The following is a 21,201-nucleotide window of genomic DNA, read 5'->3' as shown; positions in this document are numbered from 1 at the left end:
ACTGCGCAGATGCACGTCTTCCAATCCGCGCTTCTCGCTCCAAGCTGCTCAAACCTGATTTGTTCTGCTGGAATGCATCGCCGATCGAAGGTGTGGAGACAAACTGCCGTCGAAAATTTGATTGAGGTTCTTTGCGACGAAATCGGCAGCGCCGTTCTCGTCTTGACGCAACTCGCCGCAGCTGTTGAGGCCAGTGGTTACGAGAAGTGCGTCGAGCCCAGCCGCCTTTGCGCCCTTGATATCGGTATCAACCTGATCGCCAACCATCAAAAGACGGTCGGTACCGGCCCGAGCGATGCACTCTTCGAAAATCGCTCTTCCTGGCTTGCCCATTATCTCTACCGAGATTGGAGGAGCACCGAAGGGCGCTAGTCCAGCTTGAAGCATTGGCCCTATTATGCCTGGTCCAAAGACGAGTGTGCCGTTTTTGCTAGGATAAATGATGTCCGCGTTTGCCGCTATAATACGGGGCATTTCGCCCGTCTCGATCAGTCTGCGTCGAAAAGTGGAAAGGATGTGATCGGCCCCTCGTTTAAAATCGAAACCTTCGTCATCGAGCACTACGAGCGTGTCGAATGTCTCGACCGTGTCAGCGCAATGAAGATTTGGATGCTTGCCGAAGATGTCATGCGCGGCCTGTGCACTGCCCACATACGAAACTAACCGCCCGGCCGCCAGCTCTTCGAGTACGCGATGCCGCGCAACACCTCCCGCTGACACGATACGGTCGACCGCCGGAATCGGAAGTCCCGCGCCGCGGAGACGTGCTAATATCGTTTCGTCCGATCCACTGCTGATATTCGTCACGATGTAGTATGGCTGACCGGACGTATCAAGTCTGGCCAAGATATCAGCAGCGCCAGGCAGGGCGTCATTTTGGCTGATCAGGACCCCCGTCGCGTCGAAAAGTATCGCGTCATAGCAATCTGCCAGTGTCTGGGGAGGTGGGCTTTCGAGGGCCGCGGTTTGAGGACAAGCCGATTCCGTGCTTGGCTGAACCGCGCGCGCCTTAGAGGGCGGAAAGTAGCCGTGACGCACGACCCTCGCTTCGGGCGGTATGCTGGCCGCGCACGTCTCGCTATACGCCCAGGCCAGCCACTTGCATAAGATCGCCAAGTCATCTGCCTCGATCGTCGGGCCCGCCCATATCCGAAATCCCGGCGGCGCGTCACCGTAGCTCCAAATGTCAAAAGCCGCGCCTTCGGCTTCGAGTAGACGGATCATCTCCGCCACGATTTTGCCGTCGTCCTCTTTCTCGCCGGCAGCGTGCTCTCGCACAAGCCGAAGAGTAATTGAACAGGTGGAGCGTGCTGCGGGATTGGTGCAAGTCCAATCAATCCAGGCAGTAGAGTTCACCCAGTCGTCCATCACAGCATAATTATTGGCAACCCTTTTCAGAAGCCCTGGTAGTCCGCCGCACGCTTCGGCCCAGTCGAGCGCAGAGTGGATATCCGCGACGGCGAACATGCTGGGGGTCGAGATCGTCCGGCCGCCAAAGAACGCCTTGTTTACAGATCCGTCGGCGTTGTGCAGTCTCATGAGCCTGGCTACAGGCTTACGTCCGCCGACCTTCAGCCGTGCCTGGGCCCGAGGCGAGAGTGCGATCATGCCATGGCCGCCTTCGCCCCCAAGCGCCTTCTGCCATGACCAGCACAGAACATCGATCCGATCGTAGTCGATGGGCCTCGTAAAAGCCGCCGAGACGGCATCTGCGATCACAAGCCCGGCACGGTCAGGAAGAATCCAGTCAAGATCCGGTGGACAGACGCCGCTGTTGGTGCCGTTTAGCACTAGAACAATGTCGTGATTGGGATCGATCCTGCTCGTGTTCGGAAAATCTCCGTAAGCACAAATGTGCCGATTTTGGGGGGCAAGCCCTAACGTATCGATCTCATTTGCCCAATACTGCGAGAAGTTGTCTGACAAGAATGTCTCGACTGGAGACGGGCCGAGTAGATTTTGTAAGGCCATGCTGCAGGCCCCAGTGCCTGAGCCGGGCACGATTCCGCAGAGCCAGCTATCAGGCAGCGCTAGCAAAGAGGCCATGCGCCTGATTACCTCTCGCAGCCTTCCTGCTCCCTCGGAGCTCCGGTGACTTCGTCCAACATAGCGCAGCATAGTTGGGTGCACGCTCCAACCGGGATGTTTACGGCAAGGGCCTGATGAAAACCGTGGATCGGACGGGAGGACCGATGGTTTCACTACCGCATTTGGCAGAGTCATGGCTTCCTCCAAGTTGGGAAAAAGAGGCACCTCGACAGAGATGTCTTCGATCAGGCGATGTCCTGCGCCATCAGCGCCGACAGCTTGTCATCGGAAAAACTCATCCGTTCATCGGCGCGAAGGTCGGAAAGGCGCCTGATAATTGCGGCGTCAGACAAAGCCCCGCCTTCACAAAGCTTTTGAACGTAGGACGGATGGATGAAGTTTGAGCCCGCGAATTGATACGCCGCGCCGCTGCCCCAGCCATACCGTTTGCGAAGCGGATCGAAGTGACGCAAGACGTGCTCGAGGAGTGCCCGTTCCTTGGATGTTTCGAGGCGAGTGAGAAGCGGTAGGAGCTGCTCACTAGCCGTATTTCCTGCGCCCCGGCCCATTCCCCCCATGGTGCAGTCAATCCAGGTCGCTCCGGCCATCGCGGCGGCCACTGAATTGACCAGCGCATATCCGCGGTTGTCATGGCCGTGGAATCCAATGTCAGGCTCAATTCGGTCTGCAAACCGGCTGATTAATTCCTGAACGCGGGTCGGCTTCATAGAGCCAAAGGAATCGGCAATATATAGCACGTCGATGGTGTCGATCTGCTTTACCTCCTTCAGGCACATCTCAACTTCTGCAGCATTTGCCGCATCGATCTGCATAAGATTCACAAACACACGGAAGCCCTTCCGAGACAACTCAGCGAAAGCGTTCCGGCAGGCAGCCAAGTTGCTGTAATGCACCGCCACGCGGACGGTGGTGATATGGCCTGGCACTAGTCCTTCTGTCAGGCGGATCACGGCAAGGGGTATAGGCAGTTCGCTCGCAAGCACATCCTTGGCATCGATCATCACGCATGCCTTGACCAGGAGACCAGCAGCCACCTCTTCGGCCTTAGAGCTCGTCACACTGGCGAAATATCCGTGGCTCTCAGGCTTTCCGGCGAGCCCCAGCTCGACCATGCCCACCGGGAGAGTGTTGATAGTAGAAATATAGTCCGATACCAGTTCCGGCGCGAAGTCCCAACCTGTGTAGTAGCCACCGTCGCGCAAGGTGCAATCTAGGAAGTTCAATTCGTCTGGTATTGTGTTTAACATTGCCCAGCCCCTCCAAATACCGCCACGACATCGAAGCATCCTGCATCAGCTCGCTGCGTAGCCCCCATCGACATAGAGAATCTCGCCTGTTACGAACGATGCAGCCGGGCTCGCGAGGAAAATATAAGGCCCGAAATATTCGGACAAATTACCGCGGCGTCGCATCGGAGTGAGTTCCATTGCGCGGCGCTGATAAGGGCTATCGAGATTAGGATGCACCCCATCCATGAAGTTGTTGATGAATCCGGGTGCGACGGCGTTTACACGAATACCCTTATTGGCCCATTCTACCGCCATGGTGCGCGTCAGTTGATTGACGCCACCCTTGCTCGCAGCATAGACAGCCAGGCCCGGTATGCCGAGCGAACTGGCGACCGAGGAAGTCATGATGATGCTGCCGCCGCCCTGATCCAGCATTGCTTGGGCGGCAAACTTGGCACAATAGTAATAGCCACGCAGATTGGTATCGACGATTTCGTCCCATTCCGGCTCTTCATATGAATGCGCTGGCTTAATGATGTCGGTACCTGCATTGCAGACCATCACATCGATCTGCCCAAACCGGTCGACGGTGCCACTGATCAGTGCCTTGCAATCGTCGTGCGACCGCACATCAGCGCGGATAGCCGTCACGTTGATTCCTTGGCCCGCAAGTTCGGCCTCCGCTTCGGTCAGCTCTTCAATATTGTGCGAGGAAAGGACTATCTTCGCACCCAACCGCCCAAAGCAGGTGGCGAGCGACTTCCCTAGACCGCGGCTCGACCCTGAAATGCAGACTACCTTGCTATCGACTCCGAAGAGCTCCTGGTATCCTTCTGCGCCAATTGCAGAATTACGATTTGTATCGGACATAATAGATTACCCGCTCTAGCCATTATCTTGGTTTAGTTTAGATCAAGTGGGCGGAAATGGTGTGATCGACCAACTGATCAAGTCGACGGCATGCTGAAGTATCGCCTCGGTGCGAGGAAAACTGGATGAAGCGGCGACGACATGTCCCATACAGTCTCGAAAATCGCCTTTTCTGACAATCTGCGCCTTGGGTTCAACATAGAACTTGACCTCGGCAACACCTGATACTGCGGCCGCTTGACGGTCCCCATCGATCCAATCAAGCTTGCCATCGCGATCAGCAACTAGAATCCGCGTGGCCGCAAAGTGCGAATGCCTTCTGCGCAAATCGCATTTGCCGCCGATGACAAGCTTGATGTGCTCGGTGATGAGATCGACACCGTAAGCCAGATGAACCATTTGTGGAGTGGGCGAGCCATGAAGCCGCGGATTGACTTCAATGACGACCGGGCCACGCTTCGTCCACCGGAATTCAATGCCCGTTGGCCCCCAGCCAAGGCCGAGTGCTCGCAAACAGCTCAGCGAAACATCGGCGATACGCTCATGCTCGTCATCGCTCAGCAGGGCCGGAAAGGTGAACTCACGATAGACGAAATACGGTGGAGGGCCGAAGTCACCGGCGCCAATCCCAATGACCTCATTTCCCATTATCTCAGCAGCATAATAGGGTCCTTGTGCGAATTCTTCGACCAGTATCTTCGGCGACCGCCATATGTGCTTCCTGCCCAACAAATAGGTCGTATGTTCGGCCAATTCATCGACGTTGCGGCATAATCGGACACCCTCGCTGTTGCTGCCCACCGCAGGCTTAACTATCACCGGCAGCCCGATTTCCGCGGCAGAATCCTTTACCTCCGCCGCGTTGGCCGCCAAGCGATAAGCAGGCATCGGAACGCCTGAGGCCGCGAGAAGTTGACGTTGAGTGTGCTTATCGAGACATTGTTCAATAGCTTCCGGATTTGGTCCAGGTAGATTGAAGTGCCGACAGAGCTTGCTGGCTGTCGCATAGAACGAATCCGCAGCACCCGTTATGCCAGCAATGTCATAGGTCGCTCGGAGCCGGGAACATTCGCGGATCAGCGCATCCAGATCGTCTGTATCTACACGGATTGACTCAACCTCTTTCGCCGCGAAATGGTCATACCGAGTTGGATCGTCCGAAAGGGCAATTGGCTGAAGGCCAAGACGCTGAGCAGCCTGGAGGTATAGCAGACCCGAGCCCATTATCGTGCCTCCAATCAGGATCAGCGCTCTTGCCATTGGCTGTGGACTCCTTCGGTGCGTGCCGTGCGGCGGTCTGAAGATTGTCGGCATCTTTGTAGCCGCGCTTGACCTCAGACCTCGCCCCGAGGCTACCATCGTCAACGAGTTTGCGGCGTTAAGACTCTGCGAATTTTTTTCGAGTTTTGTTGCAGGTTTTGTTGCAACGGCTGAATGGGATTGTAGAAAGGTCTGACACGAGGCCAATCACGCGGCAAGGATTTGGACTGCCCGGCCAGGGATGGGTTCAGATTCAAGGCGAACCTCGCCCGTTGCTTACGCATCATGTGAACCATTTCGATGCCGTTTAGGATGATCGCGGCAGATGCTGTGATTTGAAGCCGAGCATTGACCGGATGCGGCGTTTGATGCGCGAGGGCAGGTCGCTGCTCGCTGAACGAGAATTCGACTGTGTCGCCGAGACCCGGTTATGCTACGCTTGCGCCGGTGTCATCGGCGATCCATTGCTCGAGGCCAGCATCATCGTCGTCCGCGCACCAATCTGGGAGAAGGTGCGCGACAACCTGATCGTTGCGCTGCAGCGAGCAACTCGCTTTCTCCTAGAGATGTGTCCGTCCATGACAACGGTCAGAGCGCTTCACCTGGGGGTGCGGAAATGTAGCAGGACGCATAGATGTAGCCCGTCGTGCGCTCTAGGCGATCCTCTATGCCGAGTTTGGCCATAGCCTTCAGGATCGCCCGCAGTTCCTTCGACGTGGAGAAGCGGCTCTGGCGCTGTCTGAACCGTTCTAAGGGCCGAGTTTCCAACGAGAAAGCCCGAAGGGCCGCCGCGATGTCGTCATAACTGAAGCGGTGCATTACGAAGGCGACGACCCACGGGCGTGACGTCGCCGACGCCTCATACACGCGTGCAAAGGTTCGCTCGGTAGCGTAGCCCACGCAGCCTGTGCTGATAAGGATGTCGGCATCCGCGAGTGCGCTACGTTCCTTGATCGTTAAGTCACGAGTTTCCAGATCAGCCGCGACGCCAGCCTCCAACAGGCCCAGATCCAGCGCATAGCGAACAGCGCGGAACGATGGATCCACGCCGACGAACTGGATGTCGTCACGGAGACCCTGATTGCGAAAAAAGGCGCGATGCTCGATCTCCTCTTCGCGCGACAGCGATCCGCTGGGTTCCAGATAGGCAGCATACAGATCATCGAGGTCGAGATCGGTTCGCAGCAAGGCGGCGTTGACACCATACGAGCAACCGACATCGATTATCTTCAACTTAGTCTTGTTTCGAATGCGTCGATAATCGGCGAAGATCCTTTCGAAGATCGGCTTGGCCCGATCTGGAAGCATATAGTCCACGGCCAAACAAGCCCGAAAATAGGCGTGCGGCCATCTGCCATTGTAGCTTGCCGTGAAATCGTGCTTCGCCCCCTGAATTCTGCCGCGCTCTGCACGTGCTGCCTGACCTGACATGCTGCTTCCCTTCTTCGCTCCAATGATCACAATCTCACCCACGAGAGGCGGTTCAAAAATCGTGCCAGGCTGAGGAGAGGCCATAAAAGCGATGTTCTGCACATCAAAAGGAACATCACCGTGGCGCGTACTCGACAACCTGACGGGTACCAATCGGGCAGCCATCTACCTGCAGCGGGGCATATTCATTCATTGAAGGACTGTCGCTAACATCACGATTGGCAACTGGTTCAGCTTTGGCAATGACTCGTGCCTGCCACTGAACTCTCACGGTCGGCTGTCAATTGTAAAGCGTCGGCTCCGAGACCCGCGCTTGCAGGGCCAGATTACCCGCCTTCGTCCCCGTCTCATACTCGCGCGGTATCGTGATGATGATGCTTTTCCGTTAACCGCTTTCTTTTCATGAGCCCGGAAGGTGAGGGGCCGCACATTGGTTTTGTTTGTCAATGATCGGAAATGGTATGATCGACCAACCGATCAAGTCCACGGCACGCTGAAGTATCGCCTCGGTGCGAGGACGACTGGATGAAGCGGCGATGACATGTCCCATACAGTCTCGATAATCGCCTTTTCTGACAATCGGCGTCTTGGGTTCAACATAGAACTTGACCTCAGCAACACCTGATACTGCGGCCGCTTGGCTGTCCCCATCGATCCAATCAAGGGTGCCATCGCGATCAGCAATCAGGTGCCGCGCGGCCGCAATGTGCGAATCCCTTCTGCGCAAATTCCATTCATTGCCGATAATAAGGTTTATGTGCTCGGTGATGAGATCGACACCGTAAGCCAGCCGAACGAGTTGAGGAAAGGGCGAGCCAGCAAGGCGCGGATTGACTTCAATAACGACCGGGCCACGCTTCGTCCACCGGAATTCAATGTTTGTTGGCCCCCAGCCAAGTTCGAGAGCGCGCAAACAGCTCAGCGAAACATCTACGATACGCTCATGCTCGTCATCAGTCAGCAGGGCCGGAAAGGTGAACTCACGACAAACGAAATGCGGCGGGCAGCCGAAGTCACCGGTGCCAATTGCAACGACCTCATTCCCCATTATCTCAGCGGTATAATAGGGGCCTTGCGCGAATTCTTCGACCAATATCCTAGGCGAAGAGCGCCATATGTGCTTCCCGCCCAACAGATGGGTCGTATGTTCGACTATCTCATCGGCAGTGCGGCACAATCGGACACCGACGCTGCTGTGGCCCACCGCAGGCTTAACTATCACCGGCAGCCCGATTTCTGCGGCAGAATCCCTTACTTCCGCCGCATTGGCCGCCAAGCGATAAGCAGGCATCGGAACGCCTGAGGCCGCGAGAAGTTGACGTTGAGTGTACTTATCGAGGCATTGTTCAATAGCTCCCGGATTTGGTCCAGGTAGATTGAAGTGCCGACAGAGCTTGCTGGCTATCGCACAAAACGAATCGGCAGCGCCCGTTATGCCAGCGATGTCATAAGTCGCTCGCAGCCGGGAACATTCACGGATCAGCGCATCCAGATCGTCTGTATCTACACGGATTGACTCAACCTCTTTCGCCGCGAAATGGTCATACCGAGTTGGATCGTCCGAAAGGGCAATTGGCTGAAGGCCAAGACGCTGAGCAGCCTGGAGGTATAGCAGACCCGAGCCCATTATCGTGCCTCCAATCAGGATCAGCGCTCTTGCCATTGGCTGTGGACTCCTTCGGTGCGTGCCGTGCGGCGGTCTGAAGATTGTCGGCATCTTTGTAGCCGCGCTTGACCTCAGACCTCGCCCCGAGGCTACCATCGTCAACGAGTTTGCGGCGTTAAGACTCTGCGAATTTTTTTCGAGTTTTGTTGCAGGTTTTGTTGCAACGGGTGCCTTCAAACTTTTTTGTGCGTCTTTGCAAAGCCGGACAGGGCGTTGTGACGCTGTTTGAAATGTGGTCGCGTGAGGCCAACGCCGCGCTTTTCAGGCAGGCCGTGTACTCACGGTTACCACGCGGCTATTGCCTGGGGTCGATGGGTTCGAATTTGTGCATCTGAGCGGTTGGTCTGCGATGGGGCGGAGAAAATCGACACGGAATGCTGCAATGCGCCGACCGACCGGAAACCCTGTCGCGTTCGCTCCCGTTTTCGGAACGGCAGGTGAGAGTTCTCCGCCCCGTTGGTGTTCCACGTTCGGCATGACCCGGCGTTGGGCCGCCCCGTAGGAGCGCAATTGGTTCGGTGAATCATACGCTTTGGCGGCAGGCCCTGCTTCTTCAGAAGTCGCGTCAGCAGGCGCCTGGCGGCCTTCGAGATGAACGGCGAAAGCTGCCGCAAGCGCTCCGCTGTCGCCCGCATCTCCGCCATGGAAAGCCCCAGCAACAATTATCCGCCCGAGGCACCGCACGACCGGCCATCATAATTGTCGCTGGCGACAATTATCAAAGGCACCCTTTGTGGCCAGACCGAACCGCCTTACCGCCACGCTCAGCAATAATTACACTCAGGGCAATTCTATGCTGGCCAGTTGCCACACCCCGCCGACGCGTGATAGCAAAATCCACAACTCGGCGCGGCCCCCTATTGGCCATCATAGTCGCCGCCGACCGGCCTCCGTAATTGTCGCGCTACACCCGGATCTTTATCAACAGAGGGCACACGATGGATGGGGCATCGTCCAACGACTCCCGACACACTTCCGGTGATCAGTTTCTCGGCGCCTCGCAATGACGTCATCCACGCCTATGGTCACAGTCATTGTGGTCTAACGCTTGGGCCGACGGCCGGGCGGCTAGTCGCGGACATGGTTGCCGAAAGAGCGCCAACGATCAATCTTACACCCTTTTCCGTCAGCCGTTTTTCCTGATCTGGAGGAAAATCATGAATCCCCATATCTTCATATGCATCGATGCCCATACATGTGGCAGCCCCGTTCGCGTTGTTGCCGGCGGAGCTCCTATACTGCCCAACGTCAGCATGGCCGAAAAGCGTCAGATATTCCTGCGCGACCATGACTGGGTGCGCCAGGCGTTGATGTTCGAGCCTCGCGGCCATGATGTCATGTCGGGCTCCATTCTCTATCCCTCGTCACGTGAGGATTGCGATATCGGTGTGCTGTTCATCGAGGTTTCCGGCTGCCTTCCCATGTGCGGCCATGGCACCATCGGTACGGTAACCGCCGCACTGGAACAGGGTTTCGTGGTGCCGAAGACCGAAGGACGGCTGGCGCTTGAGGTGCCCGCCGGTCGCGTCGAGGTAGAGTACACACGAAACGGTCGTTTCATTGATGAGGTCCGCATCTACAATGTGCCGGCCTATCTTCATGCAAGTGACGCAAAAATCGACGTTCCAGGCATTGGAGAACTTATTGTGGACGTCTCCTACGGCGGCAACTTCTATGCCATTGTGGAACCTCAGAAGAACTGGACCGGTCTCGACAGCATGACGGCCGACGATATCCTCAAGAATAGCCCGGTTGTCCGCAAATTGGTACAGGATGCCGTGGGGCCGGTGCATCCAGAGGACGATCTGATTTCTGGGGTGAGCCATGTCATGTGGGCTGACAAGGCCAAGCACCCGGAAGCAAATGCACGCAACGCCGTGTTTTTCGGTGAACGCGGTATCGACCGCTCGCCCTGTGGCACCGGCACCTCGTCTCGTATGGCACAGCGTGTTGCAAAGGGGTTGCTGAACGTCGGCGAAACGTTTGTCCACGAGTCTTTCATCGGCACGCTATTCCATGGTCGTGTGGAGAATGTGGCGGAAGTTGCAGGACGTCCTGCCATTCTTCCGAGCATCGGCGGATGGGCGCGTGTCACCGGTTATAATACCATTCTCGTCGATGAGCGCGACCCACTCGCCTTCGGGTTTCAGGTAAAGTAAGGAAGCCATGATCCTCGAAGAACGCGACTACCGTATCCGCCCAGGTCGCACTGCCGAGTTCATCGAGACATGCAAAAAACTCGACCTTGCTATCCAGAAAGAGATTCTCGGAGGGTTCGTAGGACATTTCGTGTGCGATATTGGCGAATTGAATCACGTCAGCGTTTTGGCGCTACGGAACAAAGGCGAGCGGGAAGAAAAACGAGCCAGAATGCTCGCGCATCCTGGTTGGCAGGGATATCTCGATAGAATCAAAGGCATGATCGATCGTCAAGTCGATACGCCATCCTTAAGCTGCAATATCGCCGATGGTGTAGCGATGAAGGCTTAATCGGCCCGAAGCTGATGAGGTGGAACGGCCCTTCTCAAACGGCATCAAATGCCTAACGTGGTCGTGTTGAAACGCCACAAAGAAGGACCGCTCCATGAAGAAGATTACCACAGTCGGGCTCGATCTGGCCAAATCCGTTTTTCAGGTTCATGGCATAGCCGAAGAAGGAGTCGTGATCGTACGTCGCGCACTGCGTCGATCGCAGGTGCTGGACTTCTTTCGCACATTGCAGCCTTGCCTCGTAGGGATGGAAGCCTGTGGTAGCGCGCATTATTGGGCTCGGGAAATTCAGGCCCTGGGGCACACGGTTCGGATGATGCCACCCGCATACGTGAAGGCCTACGTCAAACGCAATAAAACTGACGCCGCAGACGCCGAGGCAATTTGCGAGGCAGTCACCCGACCGACCATGCGCTACGTGCCGGCAAAAACACAGGACGAGCAGGCGGCCGGAATGGTGCTCAAAGCACGAGATTTGCTCATCCGTCAGCGTACTCAAGCAATCAATGCTTTGAGAGCTCATCTTGCCGAACTGGGCATTGTCAGGGCGACCGGTCTGGTCGGAATCATTAGCCTCGCCGCCATTGTGCGCGACGAGAGTGACCTGAGATTGCCGGGTGAAGCGCGAATGGCTTTGGAAGAGCTCGTCGAGCAAATCGAGACCGTGACGGCACGCATTGAAAGGCTTGATCGAAAAATCCTTGATGCGGTTAGAAAAGACGACAGCGCTCGACGCCTGACAGCGATTCCCGGCGTGGGGCCGATCATTGCCGCGACCATTCGAGCAGTTGTACCGGATCCCGCTGGCTTCCGAACCGGTCGAGATTTCGCTGCCTGGATTGGGTTGACTCCACGCGCGCATTCCAGCGGAGGAAAAGAACGGATCGGTTCGATCTCAAAGCGTGGAAACCAGCAACTGCGAACGCTACTTGTCGCTGGAGCGACGTCGATCCTCAAGCTCGCTCGTCGTGGCCTCCAGGCATCACAATGGATAGCGGCCATGATGTTGCGCCGCCCGTTCAAGGTTGTCGCTGTCGCACTCGCAAACAAGATCGCGCGCATCATCTGGGCTCTTCTCGTTCGTGGCGATACCTATCGGGAAGCGAAGATGATCGTCCAGGCTTAGGCATACGAACTTTCCGGCCAACCAGTCGGAGAGAGAGGCAAGGTGCCAATTGTGATGACCCAACGGGACGACATCCCGAAGCAAATCAGACCGCAAAATCGCAAGCGCGTTACAGCGCGAGAAGCTGATTAGGCGATTTGCTCCGCGGACCTCATCGTGGCCATGGCTGAAAGGCCTGAAAATAGGCCGGACATATGACCGCACCGTCCTTATTTGGGAAATGCACGACGAAAGATCTTGCCAAGCGGGCCGTTCCACATATGCGATTTTGGCCAAGTTGTGGAACGTTGCCGGAACGGATTGACCGGTATGGCGTCGTCGCTTGAGAATTCACTCTTGGCAGAGGGAGTGGATGTATGGGTTTGCGTGTTTCGCTCGAGGTGTTGACCGGGCAGTGGAGCCTCTCTTTTGCCGACATCGACTTTTTGAACGTCAAGCCGGCCGGGTCGAGGCTTGGACTGGCGGTTCAACTGAAGTTCTTCGCCGCGTACGGATATTTCGCCACTGCGGCGGCTGAGGCTCCCGACGAGGCGGTTTCGTATCTGGCCGAGCGGCTTGGCGTCCGCAAGATAGATCTCTGCCAGTATGATTTTTCGGGGCGTTCAGGGCGGCGCCATTGCGCCGAGATTTTGCGCCATCTTGGTTTTCACCGGATGAAGCGGGCGGATCGAGCCGCACTTGCGTGGGGGCCGCACGCGCGTCACCGGCCAGAGTGCCAGGCATGACGTCAGTCGGCCGCTGCAGCATTGCCATGACTGGCGTTTGTCCGTATTCGCCTGGCCTTTCCGGCCGCGGCCCGGAGGCGGGTCGTCGGGATTCTTTCTGGGCCTTCCACCGAGATGGAAATAGTCGATCTCCACCGTGCCGGCGAGCATGTTCTCCCGCGCCACCATGGAGACGCAGTGCATGTTCCATCCGCCAGGTTGGCTGGCTCACCCCGAGCGCCTCGGCCAGGCGCACCGACGACAAGCCCTTGTCGGATTGCAGTAACAGCCACATTGCCTTCAGCCAAAAACGCAAGGGAAGCTTCGTGGAGTGCAGAGGCGTGTGTGTCGTCACCGTGAACTGCAACCGGCAATCGCCGCTGGAACATTGATAAAGACCTGGTCGGGCGCGCCGCTTGCCGGTATCGCGACCGGCAAGCGCAATCGAGCGTTTGTATCCGCAGGCGGGGCAGATCCGGCCATCCGGCCACACCATGCTTTCCAGCAACCGACGGCAATGCTGCTCATCCCGGAAGGCCGCGATCATTTCTTCAACGGTCCGGATGCTGGAAAGCGCTGCGAGCATCGTTTCAGACATTCCCATCTCCTTCAGATCACATCCTCAGAATCGCGTGGGAAGGCCTTGATCACAAACCTGTCGCTGTCTTTGGTTGATAAAGGCCGCCTACGATTTTGGGGCACGAAATCGAATCCCGCCTAGTAGCGCTTAAAGGACTAGCCTTCCCGACCAGCGGTCCGCTTCGATCTACGTGCCATATGACGCCGACCGCCGGGCAAGATCCTCGATGATCGAGCGGCCCATCTCGCTCCTGGCGAGTACCGGCACGCGCCTCGTGTGAGGTAGCCCCGTCTCAAGGGGTTTCTCTCCACCCAGGATGATCGGGTCCAGTGACATGCCACAGAGTGCTCCGTCTTCATTGAAGGAGCACAGGGCCACCACGCTTTTCCAGACGTCGGCCGAGTTCCACTCAGCTTCGTGCTCTGGAACGTGAAAGATGAAATTGCCGAGCCCAAAAAACAGTGGCGCCGATTTGTAAATCTCAACCGGCTGCAGCACGGGCGCGCCATGGCAGGCAAATATCCGCGCACCTGCATCGACGCACCTTCTGGCGAATACCCTCACCCACTCGGGGACTTCGCGCCAGTCGGGCTCCCAGTGGTGGTGGTGCAGATAGGCTATGACGAACTCGCCACGGCGGGCGGCCTCGTTTATCGTGGCAAGCTGACTGGACGCACTGGTTTGGTCAACAAGAATGTGCCGCCGGTTCTGCGCCGACCGTCGGAACACCGTCCCGTAGAAGTCGATGTCGCGAGAGTCGCTCACGACTGGTGGATCGTCTGGTTGGTAATAGTTTGCCCTCTCTAACCCGCCGCTCTTGAATGTCGACTGTATAGCGGTCAGCATGTCGAACTTTTCAGGATCAACAGTGAAGAGCCGGCGAACCTCTAGCCTGTTAACGCCCGGCCGAGCGGGTCTGCCCGAAGCTGCGTCGTCGGCATACATTGTCGTTGGTCCAGGCCCGGCGTCCATGGCGGCCAATGCGACCGTCCTCGCTCCCAACTTCTTCGAACGAGATGTCATCGCGATGGCACGGTCACGGCCTGTGCGGGCGTACAGAAACCCGCGGGCCTCCACCTCCTCGAGAGTGGACAGGACCCCACCTGGACCTAAATCAAATGCGTGGTTGTTCGCCAGGGAGAGAGTGCTGAAGCCCATATCCTTCAGAACGTCGAGGACAAACGGATCGGAACAGCCGAAAAACGATCCCTTCATCGGCCAGCCAGGGTGGCGTCCCGTTACGGTCGTCTCCAGATTGGTGAAGGCGACATCGGCAGTTTTCAACATCTGCACAATATCGTGGAAGCCGCTGTCGGGCGACGCACGGATATCGTGGTGAATCAGGGATTGGCCGGTCATTGCGACGGTGAAGGGCGATGTCATTTTTTGCGAACTTCTTTTCGGCATGGGCAAGCATGGGGCGACAGCAAGGCGAATCCCGTTCCTCCGCCATGCCGCAATTCGGAGAACTTACGCCACGTCATTCAACGCGTCGGGGGTGGAGAGAGGTCGAAGCCGAACCATTGCAGGCTGAGCTTCTTCAACGTGCCGTCATTGACCGCGCCGACAATCGCCTTGTCGAATGCCTCCACCAGGTCGCCATCGTCCTTTCTGATGCCGATGCCGATACCGGGTCCCCACGTCCCCCCAAAGAGTTGCGGACCATAGAAAGATGCGTTCTGGCCGTCCGGGCTGTCCAGAAACAGCTTCCAGTTGGAGTAATCCGCCAACCCACCGTCGATCCGGTCGGCGGCGAGATCAAGCTTCAGGTTCTCCAGGGAGTCGTAGCTCCGGATCGTCGCCACCTTGCCAAACAGGTCGGTCAAGACTGCCTCGGAATTGGAGGAGCGCAGCACACCAAGGGTTTTCCCGGTCAAGGCTTCCTTGAGCTGGTCAAGGATCGCTTGTTTGCCAGCGTCCATTCCCGTGAGGTCGAGCTTCAACTTTATGTCTGTTGGCGGCAAGTTCAGATCCCGACGCATGACAATCTGGTTGGTGCCGATAGCGTAAGGCTCCGAGAAGGCTATGGTCTTCTTCCGTTTTTTGGTGATGGACATCCCGGAAATAATCGCGTCGTACTTTCCAACGGTGAGCGCAGGGATGATCCCGTCCCAATCCTGCGCCACAAATTTGCATTCGATGTTCATGCGGCGGCACAATTCCTTGCCAACGTCGATGTCGTAGCCGACGAGTTGGCCATTGGCATCGATCGAGTCCCATGGCGGAGACGCACCCTCGGAGGCGATCGTAATCGCGGTTCGAGTGCCGGCGTGCGCGCTTATCGTCGACAGCATGACCGCGGCGAGGGCGATCCGCAAAAGATGTTTAGGCATGGTTTGATTCCCCTTTTTTGGTTGAGTTGTCCGTTGATGGGTTCAGGGCGCATAGACACGCACCAGGTCCGGCTGCAGCCCGCAGCAGATGCCGACGCTGTCGGTGCGCCAATGCGTGGCCAGTTCGGCCAGATCGATGTGTTCGCCACCGGCTGATCCGAGCAGGACCGCCTCGTCGCCGAGGGCCGCGTCCGGGACGCGGGTCAGATCGACACGCACATGCTCCAGGTGCAGGGGAGCAAGCAGCGGGACCCGCTTCCCACGGATGATCGCGCTGGCGCCAAACGGCAAATCCCTCGGCAGCCCGTGTCCCCAGCCGATGCCAAGCACACCGATCCGCATTTCGGGGCTATAACCAGGCAGATCAGGTGCAGGGCCAATGCTGGCATCAGCCTGTTTGACGGAGACGAGCCGGGCCTTAATCGCGTGAAGGGCTGGCCTGAGGGTGAGTGGGCGTACCGCCCTCGCAGTGTCGGCGATGCCGAACAACATTGCCCCGGGGTCGACCGCGTCGAGATCCATCTCGGGGTGGCGCAGCACACCGTCGCTGCTGGACAACATGACGATAGCGGGTCGCCGGGTGATGGTTGCCAAGAGGTTCTTCAGGCGGCTCCACTGCTCACTAGCTGTTGGCCCGGTGCCTGGAAGTTCGTTCAAATGCGCGTATATGCCCTTGATGTCGATATTGGATGTAGCGGCGGCCCTATCGAGCAATCCTTCTACCTCGGCCGGAAGTGCGCCCGCGCGCCAGAAACCGAGGTCGACCTTGACGAATGCGGACAAAATTTCGGATGTCGCGCCCAGGCCTCCAGCTCGGATATGCTCGAAAGGGTGATTGTGAGGTCCTGCTCCGAGACGTCGCTGGCCCATTGGGGACTTATGCCAGGATAGAGCAGAATTGGCGTTCGGGGAGCCCGCGAGCGGACGCGATGGGCGTCTCGCGCGGAGGCAACGCCGAATCCGTCCACCCCCTCGGCCGCCAGTACAGCCGCGACCTCGGCGGCGCCACACCCATACGCATCGTTTTTGAGACAAGCAAAGATCTTGACGGCGGGTCCCACGGCCGACCTGACGGCGCGATAGTTGTGGACGATCGCCGACAGGCTGATCTCCCGCCAACACGACGCTGCGGCTGCGGACGCTAACAGGGACGTGGCATTCGTCATGGCGAAACCCGCCGCAACGAGAGCATCGCCGTGTTTCGCGCTACCTTCGGCTCAGCGCCTGCGAGGTACCTCTCCAGTAGGCGGAAGACCGAGGTTACGAGGTATGTGAGAGCGAGATAGATCACGCCGGCGGCGAGAAATATTTCATAGGGCGCGAAAGTTTCGGAAACGAGCCGGCGCGCTACACCGGTGATTTCGAGAAGCGTCACCGTGCTGGCCAGGGAACTGGCTTTCAGCAAGCCGATCACCTCGTTCGTATAGGACGGCAATGCGGCACGGAACGCGATTGGAAACACGGTGAGCCGGGCCCGCTGCAAACGCGACATGCCGATGGCTTCCGCAGCTTCGACCAATCCGCGCGGTACCGCCTTGATTGCGCCCCGGAAGAGTTCCGTCGTGTAGGCGGCGCTGTTCAGCGAGAACGCGAGCAGCGCGCACCAGAAGGGGTCGCGCAACAACACCCAGAGCGGGCTGTGGCGGATCATTTCGATCTGGCCGAGGCCGTAATAGATAAGAAAGAGCTGCACCAGCAACGGCGTACCGCGGAACACGTAGGTGTAGGTCAGTATGGCCGACGAAAGATATCGACTGTCAGATGCCCGCATGAAGGCCAAGGGCACGGAGATGACGAACCCGATCATCAGCGACGGAACCGTCAGCGCTATCGTAAGGAACGCTGCGTTCGCCAGTGTCGCGATACTCTGGAGGAAGATGTCGAGATGCATCTGGATTCCCTCAGCGCAACTGGCCTGGTACAACGAAGTGTTGCTCGAGCATTCTGAATGCCAACAGCGAGAGGCTCGTGAGCAACAGGTAGAGCGCGGAGGCGGCCAGATAGAACGTCAGTGGCGCACGCATGGAGCCCGCACCGACGAAGGCGACACGCATAATGTCTGTCAGGCCGACCACAGAAATCAGCGCTGTGTCTTTGAGGAGTGAGATCCAGAGGTTGCAGAAGGCCGGCAATGCCACGCGCACCATCTGCGGCAAGATCACGAGTAACCAAATCTGCCAAGATTTCAGGCCGATCGATGATGCGGCCTCCCGTTGTCCATGTGGGATACTCAAGATCGCGCCACGGAATATCTCGGTGGAGTAGGCGCCAAAAATGACGGTCAGCGCGATGACACCTGCCGAGAGGGCGCTGATTTCGACATATCGGCCGATCATGAAGGTGATCGCCGCCGTTCCCCCGAAATAAATGAGGAGGATCACAAGCAGTTCGGGCACGCCCCTGATAACGGTCGTATAGATTTCGGCCAGCCACATCGGAATCCGATAAGCTGACAGCTTCGACGCGGCGCCGGCGAGGCCCACGGCCGTTCCGAGGGCACCGCTGATGGCTGCAGCCAGCATGGTCATGCTGAGTCCGTGCAGGAATTGTATGGCGAAGCCGTTCATGACGCAGGTCGCCCCATCAATAATGCGATTGAAGGAACCGGCGGAGCCGTTCGGAAGCGGGGTCAAGGAATAGCCGCTGCGATGGGCCCTCTTCCTCGATTTTGCCGTCATGCATGAACGCCGCGCGCGTAGAGACCTCCCTGGCGAAGGCGATCTCATGGGTTACCAGGAGCATGGTGCGCCCCTCCTCGGCCAGCGACCGGATGACCTTGAGCACCTCGCCGGTCAACTCTGGATCAAGCGCCGAGGTTGGCTCGTCGAACAACATGACGGCAGGCTCCATGGCGAGAGCCCGGGCGATCCCAGCGCGTTGCTGCTGCCCGCCCGAAAGGTGGCGCGGATAGTGATGGCGCCTGTCCGCAAGGCCGACCTGTGCGAGATAGTGCTCCGCGACCCCGATCGCTTCCCGCCGTGGCTGTCGCAGGACGTGCGTTGGGCCTTCCGCTACATTCTCAAGGATCGTTCTGTGCGGCCACAAGTTGAAGCTCTGAAAAACCATCCCGAGGGATGCCCTGACCCGTTGAAGCTGGCGTTGGTCAAGAATGGTGCCGCCACGGCCGTTTACCGCCTCGCGAAGCTTCAACCGCTCACCCAAGGCCCACATGCGCCCGCGGTCCGGCACGTCGAGCAGGTTGAGGCAGCGCAACAGCGTGCTCTTGCCGGAGCCGCTGCTCCCCAGGATGCAGATGACCTCGTGCCGGTGGGCGGTGAGCGTAACGCCGCGTAGAACGGGGTAATTGCCGAACGATTTTTCAAGTCCTTCTACCCTGAGAGCCGCCACGTCATCGCAGCCTGACTTATCGGGATCGGGGGGTGCCAACGAAAGGTCTTCCGCCGTACATGCGATGCGCGCCAACCGGTTCGGCAATCGGGCCTTCCCGGAACTGGGCAAAAAGCTTCGCACTGCTGCCGACCAAGGTCGCATCATTCATCATCCCCCATCTGCGTTGAAACCCGGCAATGGCGACGCGACGCCCGAGAGCTCGTCTCAGCCGGCGACCAGGCTTGACCCTGATCTGCCACAACAATCGGCCAGGGAGGCGGGCCGGTCAATTTATAAGTCAGATTCTTTTCTTATCAGCTGAGCTAATATAGCTAATGAGGGGCTTACGCAGAAAATGCGCGTTTTCGGCCCATTATTCGTGCTTGCTCAACAGGTCACGCCGCCGCATGATAAGTTGTCTTCGCTTGCTCCGGGTCACGGCAATAGACGTAAAGGCGCCGGCAGAGACGACCAACGGAGGCCAGACTTGGTGGAGATTGCGAACACGGGTGTAACGCTCCGCCAGCTGCAGATTTTCCGGGAGGTCGTGCGAAACGTCAGGCCGCCAAGGTCCTTCGCGTCACCCAATCGGCGGTGAGCCAACAGGTCGCGCAATTGGAGACGGCGCTTGGTGTGCCGCTGTTTCGGCGCGAGGGAAACCGGCTGGTCGCCACGGCGCAGGCCTGGGAGCTGCTTCGCGAGATCGACGGGACGTTTTTAAGCCTCGACAGGGTTGGAAAGTCGATCGCGGCGCTCAAGGGGATTGAGGGTCATGCAATCGGCATCGCGGCGCCAGACATCTTTTGCTTCACCCTTGTCCCGCGGGCTGTCAGGCAGATCCGTGTCCATGACCGATCCTGTGTCTTCCACGTCAAGTCAGGCAGTTACCAGGACGTCGCGGAGCATGTACTCAACGGGCGCGCTGATCTGGGGGTCTCGCGTCTGCCCCTCGACGAGAGACTCTTTGACTGGATGCCCGTCACAACCGCGACCAATGTCTGTCTCTTTCCGGCGGGGCATCGGTTAGCCGAAAAGGACCTGGTCACGCCGGAAGATTTGCGGGGCGAGCCACTGATCGATATCGAGCCCCGGCAGAATACTCACCAGATGGATTTGAACGCGCTGCGCTACATGGGCGTCGAGCCGAACATCGCCGTCGAGGTGGACGCCAACGGGCACGAGGCTGCATTCATTGCGGCCGGTGTTGGGATTTCGGTGACAAACAGTGTCGTCGCGAAGGAATGCGCGCTCTTTGGCCTCCGATTCCGGCCTTTTGAGCCCAGCGCAATTTATCACTACGTCGTGTTCTGGCAGCGGGGGCGCCAGTTAAGCGGCCAACTGCGGCTGGCAAGGGAACGGCTCGCCGATGCGCTGCGGGATCCCGCATAACGGGCAAACCGAAGCGAGGACGCCTCGGAGAGGTTGACGTGGCCGATCTGGGAAGTATCCCGTGCCTGGAGGCGACACCCTGCTACGCATTTTCCGAAGTTGAAGCTGGCTGTCGTCGCGGTTTTTCCGGCCTATCGGCAGTAGGCGGACCTTCTTTTCTGGCCCTGACAAACTCTCGGTCGCCCCGATGTCAAGGGTGGAAAGGATGCGGTGCTGAAAAGACCGATGGATCCCCGGAGCCTTCCGGCTTTGGCGAAGGCCGGACGGACCTCTCGGTCGTCCGGCCTTCGGCTGGGATCAGTTCGCCTTCGTCACCTGGCTGAACAGGTCAGGGAATACGGTCTTGGCCTTGCCGACCTGCTTGACGGTCTGCGCCGCGTCGAGATTCACGGGCTTGCCGAAGACGATCAGCGCCACCATGCCCATGCCGTAATGCGGATTGCATTTCACGCCGTAGACGCCCTCTTGCGTCAGGGTCACGGTGATCGTTTCACCAACCTTGCCCTTGAACTCCTGGGCGCCGTCGGGGATCATTCCCTGGATGGTTTCGACATTGTGGGTCTTGTCGCCAGGCACAAACTTGACCGCGTCGCCCGCTGCCGCTTTGATGAAATTGGGCTGGAAGACCATGGAACCCTTGTCTCCCTTTGTCAGCAACTGGACAATGTGTTCCTCGGCATTTGCGGCGCCGGCAAGAGCGAGCAGGGCGGCGGCGGCGGTAATCAGGCGAAGTTTCATTGAAAG

The 21,201-nt window shown here is 58.1% G+C and carries 19 protein-coding genes and 4 pseudogenes; 6 read left to right on the top strand and 17 right to left on the bottom strand.

Features of this window, described 5'->3' with window-relative positions:
* Positions 1–48: 48 nt before the first annotated feature.
* From BPNPMPFG_RS35510 to BPNPMPFG_RS35475, 8 genes and pseudogenes are all read right to left on the bottom strand, one after another.
* Positions 49–1,926, bottom strand: a complete 1,878-nt coding sequence (locus BPNPMPFG_RS35510; protein WP_258597772.1) for an HAD-IA family hydrolase — start codon at positions 1,924–1,926, stop codon at positions 49–51.
* A 347-nt stretch (positions 1,927–2,273) separates the two neighbouring features.
* Entirely contained in the window at positions 2,274–3,296 is a 1,023-nt protein-coding gene (locus tag BPNPMPFG_RS35505; protein ID WP_258597770.1) for a hydroxymethylglutaryl-CoA lyase-like TIM-barrel protein, read from the bottom strand.
* A gap of 45 nt (positions 3,297–3,341) precedes the next feature.
* A complete protein-coding gene (locus BPNPMPFG_RS35500) occupies positions 3,342–4,148 on the bottom strand; it encodes an SDR family NAD(P)-dependent oxidoreductase (protein ID WP_258597768.1) in 807 nt (268 codons plus the stop codon).
* 42 nt (positions 4,149–4,190) lie between these two features.
* Complete coding sequence (locus BPNPMPFG_RS35495) at positions 4,191–5,408, bottom strand: ATP-grasp domain-containing protein (protein WP_258597766.1); 1,218 nt, start codon at positions 5,406–5,408, stop codon at positions 4,191–4,193.
* Positions 5,409–5,635: 227 nt separating this feature from the next.
* Positions 5,636–5,781 (bottom strand): annotated as a pseudogene (locus tag BPNPMPFG_RS35490) (IS6 family transposase); the annotation flags it as partial.
* Between the two features lie 215 nt (positions 5,782–5,996).
* Entirely contained in the window at positions 5,997–7,004 is a 1,008-nt protein-coding gene (locus tag BPNPMPFG_RS35485; RefSeq protein WP_258597764.1) for a hypothetical protein, read from the bottom strand.
* A 235-nt stretch (positions 7,005–7,239) separates the two neighbouring features.
* Positions 7,240–8,502, bottom strand: a complete 1,263-nt coding sequence (locus tag BPNPMPFG_RS35480) for an ATP-grasp domain-containing protein (protein WP_258597763.1) — start codon at positions 8,500–8,502, stop codon at positions 7,240–7,242.
* A 287-nt stretch (positions 8,503–8,789) separates the two neighbouring features.
* Positions 8,790–9,095, bottom strand: a pseudogene (locus tag BPNPMPFG_RS35475) (DDE-type integrase/transposase/recombinase); the annotation flags it as partial.
* Between the two features lie 352 nt (positions 9,096–9,447).
* Here BPNPMPFG_RS35475 and BPNPMPFG_RS35470 point away from each other — a divergent pair.
* From BPNPMPFG_RS35470 to BPNPMPFG_RS35450, 5 genes are all read left to right on the top strand, one after another.
* On the top strand, positions 9,448–9,648 hold the full coding sequence (locus BPNPMPFG_RS35470) for an NAD(P)/FAD-dependent oxidoreductase (protein WP_258597761.1): 201 nt from the start codon (positions 9,448–9,450) through the stop codon (positions 9,646–9,648).
* A gap of 14 nt (positions 9,649–9,662) precedes the next feature.
* The gene (locus tag BPNPMPFG_RS35465; protein WP_258597758.1) at positions 9,663–10,664 is read left to right on the top strand and encodes a 4-hydroxyproline epimerase; all 1,002 of its coding nucleotides are present in this window, start codon (positions 9,663–9,665) and stop codon (positions 10,662–10,664) included.
* Between the two features lie 7 nt (positions 10,665–10,671).
* On the top strand, positions 10,672–10,995 hold the full coding sequence (locus BPNPMPFG_RS35460) for an NIPSNAP family protein (protein ID WP_258597752.1): 324 nt from the start codon (positions 10,672–10,674) through the stop codon (positions 10,993–10,995).
* A 94-nt stretch (positions 10,996–11,089) separates the two neighbouring features.
* The gene (locus BPNPMPFG_RS35455; RefSeq protein WP_258597750.1) at positions 11,090–12,121 is read left to right on the top strand and encodes an IS110 family RNA-guided transposase; all 1,032 of its coding nucleotides are present in this window, start codon (positions 11,090–11,092) and stop codon (positions 12,119–12,121) included.
* A 356-nt stretch (positions 12,122–12,477) separates the two neighbouring features.
* A complete protein-coding gene (locus BPNPMPFG_RS35450) occupies positions 12,478–12,846 on the top strand; it encodes a DUF4158 domain-containing protein (protein WP_258598212.1) in 369 nt (122 codons plus the stop codon).
* On the opposite strand, the pseudogene BPNPMPFG_RS35445 reads toward BPNPMPFG_RS35450, so the two are convergent.
* From BPNPMPFG_RS35445 to BPNPMPFG_RS35410, 8 genes and pseudogenes are all read right to left on the bottom strand, one after another.
* A pseudogene (locus tag BPNPMPFG_RS35445) lies at positions 12,761–13,423 on the bottom strand (transposase); the annotation flags it as partial. The gene BPNPMPFG_RS35450 and the pseudogene BPNPMPFG_RS35445 sit on opposite strands and share 86 nt — an antisense overlap.
* A gap of 168 nt (positions 13,424–13,591) precedes the next feature.
* Entirely contained in the window at positions 13,592–14,788 is a 1,197-nt protein-coding gene (locus BPNPMPFG_RS35440) for a CapA family protein (protein WP_258597748.1), read from the bottom strand.
* Between the two features lie 101 nt (positions 14,789–14,889).
* Positions 14,890–15,699, bottom strand: coding sequence for a transporter substrate-binding domain-containing protein (locus BPNPMPFG_RS35435; RefSeq protein WP_413776917.1), 810 nt, complete (start codon positions 15,697–15,699; stop codon positions 14,890–14,892).
* An 81-nt stretch (positions 15,700–15,780) separates the two neighbouring features.
* Entirely contained in the window at positions 15,781–16,080 is a 300-nt protein-coding gene (locus BPNPMPFG_RS35430) for an alanine racemase C-terminal domain-containing protein (protein WP_258598211.1), read from the bottom strand.
* Between the two features lie 192 nt (positions 16,081–16,272).
* Positions 16,273–16,904, bottom strand: a pseudogene (locus tag BPNPMPFG_RS35425) (alanine racemase); the annotation flags it as partial.
* Positions 16,901–17,629: an ABC transporter permease gene (locus BPNPMPFG_RS35420; RefSeq protein WP_258597744.1), complete on the bottom strand. Its 729-nt coding sequence runs from the start codon at positions 17,627–17,629 to the stop codon at positions 16,901–16,903. The gene BPNPMPFG_RS35420 and the pseudogene BPNPMPFG_RS35425, both read right to left, overlap by 4 nt.
* Before the next feature lie 10 nt (positions 17,630–17,639).
* The gene (locus BPNPMPFG_RS35415; RefSeq protein WP_258597742.1) at positions 17,640–18,305 is read right to left on the bottom strand and encodes an ABC transporter permease; all 666 of its coding nucleotides are present in this window, start codon (positions 18,303–18,305) and stop codon (positions 17,640–17,642) included.
* Between the two features lie 16 nt (positions 18,306–18,321).
* Entirely contained in the window at positions 18,322–19,125 is an 804-nt protein-coding gene (locus BPNPMPFG_RS35410; protein ID WP_413776916.1) for an ABC transporter ATP-binding protein, read from the bottom strand.
* A gap of 537 nt (positions 19,126–19,662) precedes the next feature.
* On the opposite strand from BPNPMPFG_RS35410, the gene BPNPMPFG_RS35405 reads away from it, so the two are divergent.
* Positions 19,663–20,457: a LysR family transcriptional regulator gene (locus tag BPNPMPFG_RS35405; protein WP_413776911.1), complete on the top strand. Its 795-nt coding sequence runs from the start codon at positions 19,663–19,665 to the stop codon at positions 20,455–20,457.
* A gap of 297 nt (positions 20,458–20,754) precedes the next feature.
* Here the strand turns inward: BPNPMPFG_RS35405 and BPNPMPFG_RS35400 are convergent, their stop codons facing one another.
* On the bottom strand, positions 20,755–21,195 hold the full coding sequence (locus BPNPMPFG_RS35400) for a pseudoazurin (protein ID WP_258597740.1): 441 nt from the start codon (positions 21,193–21,195) through the stop codon (positions 20,755–20,757).
* Between the last annotated feature and the right edge of the window lie 6 nt (positions 21,196–21,201).

Source organism: Mesorhizobium sp. AR07 (assembly GCF_024746815.1).
Classification (GTDB): Bacteria; Pseudomonadota; Alphaproteobacteria; order Rhizobiales; family Rhizobiaceae; genus Mesorhizobium.
The sequence above is the reverse complement of the archived record's forward strand: the minus strand, read 5'-3'. Positions and strand labels throughout refer to the sequence as shown.